At 68.9% G+C, this 12,948-nt stretch carries 9 protein-coding genes; 5 read left to right on the forward strand and 4 right to left on the reverse strand.

All coding sequences use genetic code 11. The annotated features are described in order from the left end of the window. Window positions 1-3 precede the first annotated feature (3 nt). Window positions 4-828: a Uma2 family endonuclease gene (locus POL67_RS08040; protein ID WP_271916511.1), complete on the reverse strand. Its 825-nt coding sequence runs from the start codon at window positions 826-828 to the stop codon at window positions 4-6. 147 nt (window positions 829-975) lie between these two features. Between POL67_RS08040 and POL67_RS08045 the strand changes: the two genes are divergently transcribed. Both POL67_RS08045 and POL67_RS08050 read left to right on the forward strand, forming a co-directional pair. Further along, window positions 976-2,523 (forward strand): alkaline phosphatase D family protein, encoded by a 1,548-nt coding sequence (locus POL67_RS08045; protein ID WP_271916512.1) that lies wholly within the window; start codon window positions 976-978, stop codon window positions 2,521-2,523. An 87-nt stretch (window positions 2,524-2,610) separates the two neighbouring features. Beyond that, on the forward strand, window positions 2,611-3,027 hold the full coding sequence (locus POL67_RS08050; RefSeq protein WP_271916513.1) for a hypothetical protein: 417 nt from the start codon (window positions 2,611-2,613) through the stop codon (window positions 3,025-3,027). On the opposite strand, the gene POL67_RS08055 is transcribed toward POL67_RS08050, so the two are convergent. Together POL67_RS08055 and POL67_RS08060 are read right to left on the reverse strand one after the other, a co-directional pair. After that, window positions 3,028-4,014 (reverse strand): OmpA family protein, encoded by a 987-nt coding sequence (locus tag POL67_RS08055; RefSeq protein ID WP_271916514.1) that lies wholly within the window; start codon window positions 4,012-4,014, stop codon window positions 3,028-3,030. It abuts the gene before it with no gap. A 65-nt stretch (window positions 4,015-4,079) separates the two neighbouring features. Beyond that, on the reverse strand, window positions 4,080-4,937 hold the full coding sequence (locus POL67_RS08060; RefSeq protein ID WP_271916515.1) for a hypothetical protein: 858 nt from the start codon (window positions 4,935-4,937) through the stop codon (window positions 4,080-4,082). 226 nt (window positions 4,938-5,163) lie between these two features. Here POL67_RS08060 and POL67_RS08065 point away from each other — a divergent pair, with 226 nt between their 5' ends. From POL67_RS08065 to POL67_RS54455, 3 genes are all read left to right on the forward strand, one after another. Continuing rightward, the gene (locus tag POL67_RS08065) at window positions 5,164-5,586 is read left to right on the forward strand and encodes a hypothetical protein (protein ID WP_271916516.1); all 423 of its coding nucleotides are present in this window, start codon (window positions 5,164-5,166) and stop codon (window positions 5,584-5,586) included. Window positions 5,587-5,602: 16 nt separating this feature from the next. Beyond that, on the forward strand, window positions 5,603-6,457 hold the full coding sequence (locus tag POL67_RS08070) for a DnaJ C-terminal domain-containing protein (protein ID WP_271916517.1): 855 nt from the start codon (window positions 5,603-5,605) through the stop codon (window positions 6,455-6,457). A gap of 214 nt (window positions 6,458-6,671) precedes the next feature. Then, window positions 6,672-11,159 carry a M36 family metallopeptidase gene (locus POL67_RS54455; RefSeq protein WP_271916518.1) on the forward strand — a complete coding sequence of 1,496 codons (4,488 nt, stop codon included), beginning with the start codon at window positions 6,672-6,674 and terminating at the stop codon, window positions 11,157-11,159. Between the two features lie 113 nt (window positions 11,160-11,272). Here the strand turns inward: POL67_RS54455 and POL67_RS08080 are convergent, their stop codons facing one another. Then, entirely contained in the window at window positions 11,273-12,922 is a 1,650-nt protein-coding gene (locus tag POL67_RS08080) for a hypothetical protein (RefSeq protein WP_271916519.1), read from the reverse strand. Between the last annotated feature and the right edge of the window lie 26 nt (window positions 12,923-12,948).

Consider the following 12,948-nt stretch of genomic DNA (forward strand, 5'->3'; position numbering starts at 1 on the left):
TCCTTACGCACCGCCGCGGCGCAGCCGTTCGAGCTCGACGCGAAGGCGCGCATTTTCCGCCTCTGCTGCGTCGGCCCGTAGACGCTCCTGCTCGGCCCGTGTGCGCTCCTGCTCGGCCCGTGTGCGCTCCTGCTCGGCAAGCTCAGCCTCGGTCGGGAGCAGCTCGTCCCCGCTGGGCCCGAGCCCGACCCGCAAGCGTTGCGCCGCGCCGGTTCCGACCACACGCACGAAGCAACCGAGCACCGTCGAGCGGACACGATCGGCATCCGTGACCTCGACCTGGACAAGCTTACCGCGTGCGTTTCGCCGGTAAACGCTGAACCGGATGCGGTCGGGAAATTCGTCCGCGTGCGGGTCGAACACGACGAGCTCCTTCACCCCGAGCTCGTCGTAGCGGCGCGGCGATTGTTCCTGATCTTTCTGGTTCTCTTCCGCCATCACCTCGAGCGCAAAGCTCGGTACGATCCCGGTCTCCCATACCTTCCAGCATTTCGGGGCGCTCTCGGGATCCACTCCGGGGAGGACGTAAAGGTCGGGCGCCACCGTCACCGTCGGGGCGTACTGGACCCAGTAGATGAACTGATCGGACCCCACGAATGCCCGGATCCCCTGCGACGCGAGGAAGCGGGCGAGCAAGGGGCGGAACAGCTCGATGATGAGCGTCTGGAGCGCGCTTTCACCCATGTCGTCGTGGGTCGGGTAGAAGGTCGGATCGTCGGTGCCGAGGTTTCGCGCCGCGTTGCCCATGTCCGAAGAGTACCATGGCGGAACCTCCGCGGGGAAGGGATCCAAGGGATCGGACGACGCAGCGACAAGAGGGCCGCTCACCGAGCCCTCCTACCACGCGAATCCTTCGTTCTGTCAAGAAAAACGTTTGTCCGGATAGGTCGACGCGTTCCGGGACGAACCTCGTGTGGTTTCTCGCAGAGCCCCTTGCCATCGCCTTCGCCCCAGGCGATCCTCCCGCCGCTCCCCATGTTCACGCTCCTGCTCCCCCGCCGCCATTTCCTCCTCGGCTCCCTTTCCGCGCTCGCGCTCCCCTCCTGCGCCGGGAAGTGTGGTTCGCCGGGTTCGCCGGGCGTCGTGACGCCCGAGGCGGCGCGGCCGACGCTTCCGTTTGGCGTGCAGACCGGTGATCCGATGGCAGACGGGGTCGTGCTCTGGAGCAAGACGGATCGGCCCGCGCGGCTCCTCGTGGAATGGGGGACCGATGAGCGGCTCAGCGACGCGCGGAAGCTCGAAGGGCCTGTTGCCACGGCCGAGAACGATTTCACGGCTCGCGTGGAGCTCACGGGGTTGCCGGTCGGGAAGCGGATCCATTATCGCGTGGTCTTCGAGGCGGATGACGTGGGGCACGCGCGGAGCGAGCCGGCCGTGGGGTCGCTGCGCGCGCCGCCGGGGCCGGGGGAGGATGTGAAGATCGTATGGTCGGGCGATACGGTCGGGCAAGGGTTCGGGATCGACGTGGACCGCGGCGGGATGAAGACGTATGCGTCGATCGCAGAGCTCGCGCCGGATCTGTTCCTTCATTCGGGGGATCGGATCTACGCGGACAATCCCTTGCCGGAGGTGATCGAGCTGCCCGATGGGTCGGTCTGGAAGAACCTCGTGACGCCGGCGAAATCGAAGGTGGCCGAGACACTGGAGGAGTTTCGGGGTAATTTCGCGTATAACTTCCTCGATGAGCACGTGCGGCGGCTGCACGCGGCCGTGCCGACGATCGTGCAATGGGACGATCACGAGGTGCGCAACAACTGGTTTCCCGGGCAGGTGCTGAGCGATCCGAGGTACAAGGAGCGGCGGGCGTCGGTGCTCGCCGGGTTCGCGAAGCAGGCCATGTTCGAGTATGCGCCGATGCGGCAAGGGCCCATTCATCGGGTGCTGTCGTACGGGCCCCGCGTGGAGGTCTTCGTGCTCGACGCGCGGAGCTTTCGCACGCCGAATGGGCCGAACCGCGAGGAAAAGGAGCCGGCCATCCTCTTCGGCGAAGCGCAGCTCGCGTGGCTGAAGGAGGCGCTCGCGCGGTCGACCGCGACGTGGAAGATCCTCGCGTGCGACCAGCCGATCGGCCTCGTGGTGCCGGATGGACCCACGGCGCAGGACGGATTCGCGAACGGGGAGGGGCCGCCGCTCGGGCGGGAGCTGGAGATTGCGTCGATCCTGGCGTTCCTTCAGGAAAAACGTATCCGGAACGTCCTGTGGGTCACGGCGGATGTGCATTACGCCGCTGCGCACCATTATGATCCTTCGCGAGCGAAGATGGCGAAGTTCGATCCGTTCTGGGAATTCGTGGCCGGGCCGCTGCACGCGGGTACGTTCGGGCCGGCGCCGCTCGATGAGACGTTCGGGCCAGAGGTAAAATTCCAGAATCGAAAGCAGGGGGATCCGCCGGTCGGGCCCGCAGGCGGGAAGCAGTCGTTCGGGATGCTCGTGATCGACGGAAAGACGGGTCGACTTCGTGCTTCGCTGCACGACGGGGACGGCAAGGAGATGTGGGGCGTGGAGATCGAGGCGCAGAGCTGAGGGGCGCGCCTCTCGTGCGGATTCGCTCCACCCATGTCGGGCAGCCTATGATCGACGACGGCGCGCGAGGAACTAGCCTCCGACGGCATGCAAATGAGACGGGTCGGTTTGCTCGGGGCGCTCGTGTTGGGATTCTTCGCGGCTTGTAACGACAGTTATGTGAGCGGCTGGAGCGAAAAGGACGGACAGGGCGGGAGTGAGCCGAATTCAATCGTAGCGCCGGCCGAAACGGGCGAAGGTGGAGCCGGTGGAGATGGCGGGAGCGAACCGGGGTCGCTCTCGTGCGTCACCGATGGCTTTTGTCACGAGTCGTCCGGCGGCAATTGTCCTTGCAGCGGTACGTGCAACGGCAAGCACGTTCGTGTCTCTTGCGGATGGAGCACGGGGCAGGCGGCTTGCTCTTGCTTCGTCGACGAGGTCGAGGTCGGCAAGTGTGTGCACGAGCCCGGCGCGTACCAATGCGGGCTCGCGACGACGTGCTGCAATCAGTTCTTCGACAACTGATTAAAGCGCCTTCCACCCGAACGGCACGGCGCCCTGCGGCAAGCGCGGCGGGTCGAGGGCGAGGATGTAATCGACGCGGCGGTTTTTCGCCTCCGCGACCTCGTCCCCCGTCTTCACGATCGGGCTGTGCTCGCCGAATCCCTCCCACGCAACCGGGATCTTCAGGCCGCGGCCGCGGAACCAGGCCGCGATCGCGCGCGCCCGCTTGCGGGAGAGGTTCAGGTTGTGCTCGGGGCTGCCGACCGTGTCGGTGTGGCCCGCGATGTAGAGCGCGATGCCCTTGAGATCCTGGTGCTTCGCGAGGGCGTCCTTGACCTTGTCGAGGCTCGCTTCGAGCTTCGGCACCTCGGAGTCGCGGATCTTGTCCGAGTCGGTCTCGAAATTGACCTCTTCGTGGTCGATCTTCACGTTCCACGGCGTGATCGCCACGCCGACGTAGTTGCCCTCGGTGTCGTGGCCCCATACCTCGATGCGCGAGACGGTCTCGGCCCGGATCGGGCTCCAGTCGACCGCGAGCACCGTGCCCGCCGCCGCGCCGTCGAACGCCTTCGACGCGTTCGCCAGGATCTTGCCGGATTCACCGATGACCTGGAGCTCGACCTTGCACGCGGCCCGCGTGAGCTTGACCTCGAGCCGGTGCCCTTCGAGGTCGACGTGGGAGCGATCCACGCTGATCTCGAGCTTCTTTTTCGGCCCCGTGGCCGCGCCGGCCTTGGGCTCGCACGAGATCGACGGCGCCTTCGGGGCCTCCGCGAGCTCCGTCGGGGCAGGTTTGTCCGGGGCAGGCTCCGCCTTTGCTTCCTCGGCCGGAGGAGGCTTCGGGGCCTCGTCCGTTTTCGGGGGCGGCGGGGCGGGGGGCGTGGACGGCGTCGCCTCGGCCGTGGAGGCCTCGGTCGGGGTTTCGGGGTTCGTCTGCGCGCCGCCGCAGCCGCAGGCGAGCGCCAGCAGGGCTACGGGCGCGATCGACGAGGTTCGGAAGATCGCCATGGAGAACGTCTACCAAAACCCGAAGGGCGACTCCAGGTTTTCGTGGCCGTCCCCGGCGGCGCGGATCACTTGGGCCAGCGGACGTCGAGCACGACGCGGCGGCCATTGCGGAAGAGCTCGAAGACGGCGCCGCCCTTTTCGCGGGAGGACGTGTAGCCGCTCAGCGCGCGGTCCGGGCTATCGACGCCGAATCCATTGATGGAGACGAGGACGTCGCCCGGCTGGACGCCCGCGAGCGCGTCCATCGAGTCGGGGCCGAGGCGCGAGAAGCGCACGCCGACGGTCTTTCCGCCCTGGAGCACGGGGCTGATGCGCGTGCGGAGGTCGCCGCCGCCGTCGAGGATGTTCTTGCCGAGGTTCGTGCGGACGAGGAAGATGTCGAGCCCGGCCTCGCGGAGCTTCTGGACACGCGCGAGCAAGGCGTCCGGATCGTGGACCTCGGGCTGGAGCGCGGCGAGGACGCTCGTGAGGGCCGGGACGCTCGTGTCGTCGAAGGGGGTCTCGTTGCGCGGCGCGGGCGGCGCGGGCGGCGCGGCGGTTTGCTTGCGCGGCTGGGGCTTCTTGGGTTTGTCCTTGGGCTTTGCGTGGTGCTTGCCGGCGGGGGTCGGCGCCGCGCGGAGCTCGGTGAGGCGTCGCGCCGTGTCGACGAAGACGAGCGTATTGAACGACAGAATGCCCACCGTGAGGACGGCGAGCGCGACGGGGAGCCAGCGGAGGACCGCCCTGGTGTGCCTCGGCGCGGGCTGTTCGGCGGCCGCGCGCGCGACGACGCGGCTCGCTTTGCGCAGGCACGGATCGCAGGCTCCGGCGCCCGCGACGCCGGGGACGAACGGCTCCTCGCAGAGCTCGCAGATGCGCACTTGCTCGACGTGAGGGGCAGCGCAGGTGGGGCAAGAGGGGGTGCGGTAAGGCTCGGGCGGCATGGAGCGCAAGGATATCAAGTTCGGTGCCAGGCCGGTACGAGCGCGTTTTGCCGAAGGAACGCGCGCCTCGTTCGCCAGGATTGGGACATTCCGGCGCGCGGCACGCCGCAGGTTGCCAAAGTGACAAGCGACCCGAGCGCGGGCTTTTCCGCTGTGGCAGGATTCCGGCCGTGGAGGCCGCTCTGCCGGAATTGACGGGTTCTGCCCCGCGCGGTAGTCGTTCGGGATGGAGCTTCTCCCGGTCGACAAGGCCGAGACCACGACGACGGCGCGGGCGACGGTGCGGCTGTGGCGGCCAGCCCGGCGCGTTTTCGTGACGCAGGTGACGGGCTACCTCGACGAGCAAGGCGCGAAGGTGATCGAGGCGTTGGCGCGCCGGGTCGTGGCGGAGGAGGGAGGGATCTCCGGCTTTCACGACTGGGAGGAGATGACCGATTACGAGTCGCCTGCTCGCGCGCGGTTGACCGAGATGGCGCGCGACCTCGGGAAAACGAACGACGTCGCCCATTTCCTCGTGCGATCGAAGCTCGTGGCGCTCGGCATCCAGGCGGCGAGCGTGGTGATGGCGGGCGTGCGGGTGCACCATACCCGCGCGGGCTTCGAGGCCGCGCTGCGCGAATGCATTCAACATCGAAGCCGCACGGCGTGAGCTTCGCAAAGGTTTCGTGAGCCGATATGGGGGCAAAGGACGATCGAAAGGAAAGCCCGAGGGGTTCGGGCCGCTCGAGGGTCAATTCCAGGCGATCTTCGATGATTTCTTTCGGCGCCCGGCGGCCGGGTCGGGGCAGGATCGGCGTATCCCGATGCTCGTGTCGCTGGAGGAAGCCGCTTCGGGCGCGAGCAAGGTGATCAAGGCGACCTTCGAGGCGCACTGCACGGCCTGCAAAGGGAGCGGCGTTTTGCACGGCGATCCGTACGTCACTGGGTGCCCCGTGTGTGTGGGCAAACGACACGTTTTGCAGGAACGAACGCTGACGGTGAAGGTGCCGGCGGGGATCGACGACGGGCAGGTCCTGCGGCTGGCAGGGCAAGGAGACGAGGCGCCGCTGGGGGTCGGGCGGGCCGGCGATTTGATGATCGAGGTGATCGTGGCGCCGCACCCGTGCCTGCGACGCGCAGGCGTGGATCTGTTCGTCGAGGTACGGATCGACGCGGAGACCGCGCGGCGCGGGGGGCGCGTGAAAGTGCCGGTGCTCGACGGCGAGCGCTGGATCAGGGTGTCCGCAGGGACCGTGACAGGGGCCGAGATGCGGCTCGCAGGGTTTGGCGCCGTGCGCCTCGGCGCCGAGGCCGTGCCCATTCCCGCGGAGGTAACGGCCGCTCCCTATCGTTCACGGAGCGTCGGGGATCACCGCGGAGACCAGATTGTCACGTTCGTCGTGGGCGAGTCGATCGCGGATGAGAACGACGATACGTTCGAGCTGCGACGCGCCACGCGGAACCAGGGGCTCGGGAGGACCGTGGCGCTCGCCGCGGCGCTGGTTGCGGCGCTGATCGGGGCGTTCGTCCTCGGGCGCTAGCTGCCGAGGATCCTGGGCGCACGAGCGCTGTGACAGCGCGGCAGGATCTGCGCCGCGGCCGGCGGAGAACGGCTTCCCTTCCGTTCGCGAAAGGGGTAGAGGGGATGTACGCGGCGCGACGAGCGCCAAATTCTTGTCCGAGATCACCGAAAACGTACATCGCTCGCGGCGCCTGCCTGCGGGATGACCACGACGATTCTGGCGTGGAGGAATCATGAAGCGCTCTGCTCGATATGCCACGGCTCTCATCACGCTGCTCGCCGGCTCCACGGCGCGCGCGGGTGACATGGACCTGCCGAACTACCATGCGTACGACGACGCCCCGTCGGTCGCCGTGAGCCCGCTGCAGAGCCTGCACGGAGCGGCCGTCGGCGGTGTGACGGGCGTGGACGAGAAGCGCGGCGTGCCGACGTTTTTCTGGGCGCCGAAGGGCGGCTGGATGGCGCCGGGAGCGAAGACGGCGTCGCCCGCGTCGTCGGCGCGGCTTTACCTCGAGCACTATGCGTACCTCTACGGCGCCAGCAAGAAGGCGCTCGACGCGGCCGTTCCCGTGGTGGTGAACGACATGACGGGCGGGGGCATCATCGTGGTGTTCCGCCAGAACGTCGACGGGATCGAGGTCTTCCAGAACGACGTCAAGGTGCTGATGACGCAGAGCCGCGAGCTCGTGGCGATCGCCGGCAACCCGCACCCGTCCGCGGTCGCCGGCATGAAGCGCGGCAAGAACTTCAAGCTCGACGCCCCCACGGCCGTCTCCCGCGCGTTCAACGATTTCTTCGCGACGAAGGTGCCCGCGACGGCCTTCAAGAACGCGAAGAAGCCCGCGTACGGGTATGACTTCTACAACCTCGCCCCCACGGCCGAGACGAAGGCGGCGAGGATCGCGCTCACGGAGCCGGCGCGCATCAAGAAGGTCTACTTCCCCATGCCGGATCGCCTGGTGTCGGCGTATTACGTCGAGATCTGGGGCGAGGAGAAGGGCATGCGGAGCTCCGAGCTCTACGCGTATGTGATCGCGGCCGACGACGGGCGGCTCCTCATGCGCGTGAGTCGGACGCAAGACGCGGCGCACACGTACCGCGTGTGGTCGGACGGCGCGCCGAAGTTCACGCCGATGGAGGGGCCCATGCTCGACTACGCCCCGCACCCGACGGGGATTCCGGACGGCTCTTATCCGGCGTTCACGGCGCCGAGCCTGGTCACGATCGACGGGTTCAACACGAACCCGCAGGGCACGTTCGATCCGTGGCTGCCGGCGGGCGCGACGGAGACCGTCGGCAACAACGTCGACGCGTACGCCGATCACACGAACCCCGACGGCCTCAGCGCGGGCGATTATCGCGCCGACGTGACGGCGCCGGGCGTGTTCGATCGGACCTTCGATACGAGCCAGGATCCGCTCGTCTCGCAGGACCAGGTGAAGGCCGCCATCACGCAGCTCTTCTTCGTCAACAACTACCTGCACGATTACTGGTACGACTCGGGCTTCAACGAGGCGGCAGGCAACGCGCAGACCAACAACTACGGCCGCGGCGGCGCTGGCAGCGACCCGATCCGGGCGGAGGCGCAGGATGCGTTCCTGAACGACTTCCCGGCGCTCAACAACGCGAACATGAACACGCCCGCGGATGGCGTGTCGCCGCGCATGCAGATGTATATGTGGTCGCAGACCCTGGGCTCTGGCTTGACGGTGAACCCGGGCAACACCGAGTACCCGATAGGCGACGCATCCTTCGGGGAGCTGAACTTCAACGTCACGGCGGAGGTCGCGTACGCGCTGGACGCCTCGACCGCCGATTCGTCCAATGGCAACACGGGTACGTTCACGGATGCCTGCCAGGCCTTGACGGGCAATTTTGCGGGCAAGATCGTGCTCGCGGATCGTGGCGCGTGCTCGTTCCAGTTGAAGGCGCTGAACGCGGAGGCCGCGGGGGCGGTGGGCGTGCTCGTCGCCAACAATGTCGTCGCGGCGAATCCGCCGGGTTTGGGCGCCGATACGACCCTGTCCAACCCCAACATCGGCGCGCTGGGCATCACGCAGGACGCCGGCAACACGCTGAAGCAGCAGATCTCCACCGGGACGATCACGGCGACGATGCACCGCGCGACGTCGTTCCGCGACGGCACGATCGACAACGGCATCGTGGCGCACGAGTGGGGCCATTACATCCACAATCGCCTCGTCACGTTCAGCTCGTTGCAGACCCGCGGTCAGGGCGAGGGCTGGGGCGACATCGTCGCGCTGCACATGCTCATTCGCGAGGGTGACAATCCGAACGGCGTGTACGCGAGCGCGGTCTACGCAGGAGGGACGTTTGGCGATAGCGCGTATTTCGGAATTCGGCGTTACCCCTACACGACCGACTTCACGAAGAATGCGCTCACGTTCAAGCACATCCAGAACGGCGTGTCGCTCCCGGTCGGCATCCCCATGCAGCCCGCCGGCGTGGACAACTCCGAGGTGCACAACACCGGCGAGATCTGGGCCACGATGGTGCTCGAGGGGTATGCGAACATCCTCGAGGACGCGTACGGCGCGACGCCGCGGCACACGTTCGACGAGGCCAAGCGCAAGCTGGCCAATTACCTGACGGGCGGCATGCAGCTCGCCCCGCTGAACCCGACGTTCACCGAGCAGCGCGACGCGATCCTCGCCACGGCCATCGCGTCGAATGTGGAGGACTTCCAGGACCTCGCGACCGGCTTCGCCGTCCGCGGCGCCGGCTCCTGCGCGATCTCGCCGCCGCGAACGTCGACCGACAACGTGGGCGTGGTCGAGAGCTACGAAATGTTGCCGGCGCCGGCGATCCTCTCGGTCGAGATCGACGACAGCGTGGTGTCCTGCGACAACGACGGCATCCTCGACAACGGCGAGACCGGCCATGTCGTCGTGGTGGTGCGCAACCAGGGCTGGGAGCCGCTCGTCGGCAGCACGCTCACGGTGAGCTCGACGAGCCCGGATGTGTCGTTCCCGAACGGCACGACCGTGGCGTTGCCGACGGTGAGCGCCCTCGCCTCGACCACGCTCACGATCCCGATCATCCTCGCGGACTCCGTCGCGGCGATCACGGATCTGCAGCTCAAGGTCGACCTGAGCTCGCCCGGGTCCTGCTCGCCGGCGCTCAGCAACTCGAGCGTGCGCAAGGGGCATTTCGACAACGTGCCGAATGCGGCGACGCAGGAGCAATGGGAGGCCACCATCGAGACGTGGACGGCGAAGAACGCGTCCGGCCCGAGCAACAAGTGGGCGCGGATCCGGCCGAGCACGACGTCGTCGAACGTACTCGCCCACGGCGAGGCGATCGCGACCATCGCCGACGAGCGCTACGAGTCGCCCGATTTCGTGGTGGGCAATGGCAACCTGTCGATGGCGCTCGTGCACCGCTACCAGTTCGAGCGGAGCACATCGCCGACCGTCGTCAACTGGGACGGCGCCATCATCGAGCTGAGCCAGGACGGCGGCCAGACCTGGGCCAACATCAACACGTACGCGAGCCTCGGCGCGGCCTACAACGGCGACATCGGCTACGCGGGCGCCGGCAACCCGCTGCTCGGCCAGAAGGGCTTCTTCGGGCAGAGCACGGGCTTCGCGGCCGGCACGAACGTCACGACGAACATCGCTCTGGGCACCCAGTTCGCCGGCAAGACCATCAAGATCCGCTTCCGCATCGGCTCGGACGAGGAGGTCGGCACCCAGGGCTGGTTCATCGAGAGCCTGACCGTCAACGGTGCAGGCACGCCGTTCTTTGACATCGTGTCGGATCAGGGGACCTGCGATGCGCCGAACCTGCCGCCGATCGCGGACGCGGGCCCGGATCAGATTGTGACGGGCGGCGATCACGTCATGCTCGACGGATCCGGCAGCTCGGATCCCGATAACGATGCGCTGACGTACACGTGGACGCAGCAGGTTGGCGCGGACGTGGGGCTGAACGGTGGGAGCACCGCGGCTCCGGACTTCATGGCGCCGACCGTCATCGCGGATACGCTGTTCACGTTCCAGCTCGCCGTGTCCGACGGCCAGGCCTCGGCGGTGGATACGGTCGACGTGCTCGTGCAGCCGCCGGCTGGGACGAGCAGCTCCAGCTCGAGCGGCGCCGGTGGCGCCGGCGGCGGCGGCGGTGCTGGCGGTGAGGGCGGCATGGGTACCGGCGGCATGGGCGGCGCTGGTGGTGCCGGTGGCATGGGTGGCGCTGGTGGTGCCGGCGGCATGGGTGGCGCTGGTGGTGCCGGTGGCATGGGTGGCGCTGGTGGTGCCGGTGGCATGGGTGGCGCTGGTGGTGCCGGTGGCATGGGTGGCGCTGGTGGTGCCGGTGGCATGGGCGGCGGCGGTGCCGGTGGCATGGGCGGCGGCGGTGCCGGTGGCATGGGCGGCTCCGGCGGTGCCGGTGGCATGGGCGGCTCCGGCGGTGCCGGTGGCATGGGCGGCTCCGGTGGCGCCGGTGGTATGGGCGGCTCCGGTGGTGTCGGCGGCATGGGCGGCTCCGGTGGTGTCGGCGGCGCCGGTGGTGCCGGTGGCAGTGGCGGCCTTGCTGCGGGTGGCGCAGGCGGCAGCGGCGACGATACGGTCGTCCTCGGCGGTTGCGGCTGCTCCGTGCCGGGCGACGAGGCGCCGGCGCGCGGCGTGGGTGCCGTGGGCGGCTTCCTCGCCATGGTGGGCGCCTGGATGGCCAAGCGCCGCCGCAGCAGCAAGCGGTCCTGAGACCCGGAATCGGCGAGGCGCGCGTCCATCGCGCCCCGCCAAACCCGCCCGCGCCGTCCTCGTGATGGCGCGGGCGGCGCTTTTTTGTGGCCGGCCGCGGGCTCAGCGTCGCATCAATGCGGGTCCGGCCGGCGCGCGACGACCTCCAGCGCGCCCTCGAACGGCGCGCGCTGGGCCGCGAGGGCGCGGACGAGGTCGTTCATCGAGGGCAGGTCGTCGGCGACGAAGACGAATCGATACACGCCGGGGCTCTTCTGCGTCGAATACACGAAGGCGCGCGTGCGCTGGGCCTCGGCGGTGATCGCGGCGACGGCGGCCGCGCCGAGGGGGCCCTCGAAGCGGGCGAGGTCGGCGACCTCGGCGTGGGTCACGAAAAACGCGCCGCCCCAGTGGGGGCGCGAGGCGAAGAGATCGAGGGTCTCGGGCGCGCGCATGGCGTCGGACGCGGTGGAGCCGCCGAGCGAGGAGGCCATGGCAGCGCCGTCGAACGCGTGGAACGCCGGCCATAAGCCGGGGGCGACGACGGCCACGAGCGGGCGGGCGTGGGCGAGGGGCGGTAGGCCGTCCGGGAACGCCTTGCGGACGGCGGCGAGGAAGCCGGGGGCGAAGCCGGGGTCGTGCAGGCCCTTTCCTTCGGCGAGACGCGCATCGAGGAAGGGGAGCGCGGCCTTGGCGACGCGATCGATCGTCGGCTCTGCATACAGGCCCATCGGGGCTTCGAGCTTTCGGGACAACCCCGGCGGATCGAGGCGCCCCATGGCCTTGGCGGTGCCGAGCGCCGTGGCGAGGGCCTCGTCGAGGACGGCATACGAGGCCGGGGCGAGGGGATCGTTCGTCTCGACGAAGGATCGGGAGAGCGCGGCGAGGCGCTCGTCCGTCGCGGCGGCGTGCAGGTGGTGGAGCATTTCGTGGACGACGACGGGGGCGCGGGCCTCGGGGGGTTCGCCCGTGGGCATTTCGATGACAGCGTGGCCGCCGATCTGGCGGGCGGCGTCGACGGAGCGGTGGGCGGGGCGGGCCATGAGGTGGAAATGGAGCGGGGCGCCGTCGGGGAGGTCGGCCTGGTAAAACCCGACGAGCGTCTCGACGTGGCCCGTGAGGCCCTCGCGTTCGAAGAGGGCGGCGAGCTTGTCGGCGGACGCCTCGCAATGGGCGCGGCCTTCCCGCTCCCAGTAGCGATCGAATCGAGGGCGAAAATGGTCGACGAGGGCCTGGGCGCGTTGCGCGCCTTCGGGTGAGGTGACGAGGCCGAGGTAAAGGACGTGCTCGTCGGGCGTGCGGGCGAGGAGGCCGGCGATGGAGAGGCGCGCGGCGACGGAGCGATCGGCGCGGGGCAGCGGGAGGGGGGCGGCGGGGGCGGGGGCGCGGCGCTCGATGCGGCCATTCCAGGATTCACGGATCTCGCGGAATGCTTCGAGCGCGCGGCGATCCTCGTCGTCCCACCCGAGCTCGTTCTGCCAGAGGGCCTCGTAGGCGGCGCGGGAGCAAGGGTGGCGGCCGGCCATGCAATCGAGCTGGTAGACGAGGTTCGGGAGAGGATCGGCGTGGAAGACGAGGCGGAGCTTCGTGCCGCGGGCCTCCCGTTCGAACGAGGGGCTTTGCGTGGCCGCGGGCGTCGCGACGTCCGCGGCGCGTTCGGGCCCGCGGGGCGGAGCGGCTGCCTGCGGTTCGGCCTTTGGCGCGGGGGAACACGCGGCGAAGCCGAGGAGAGCGAGGCGGGCGAGGGACCGGGGCGTGAATCGAGGGGCCGGGGCGAAGGCCATGTGCCGTGAGCGTGGATCGAATCGAG

It is taken from the genome of Polyangium mundeleinium (assembly GCF_028369105.1).
Classification (GTDB): Bacteria; Myxococcota_A; Polyangia; order Polyangiales; family Polyangiaceae; genus Polyangium; species Polyangium mundeleinium.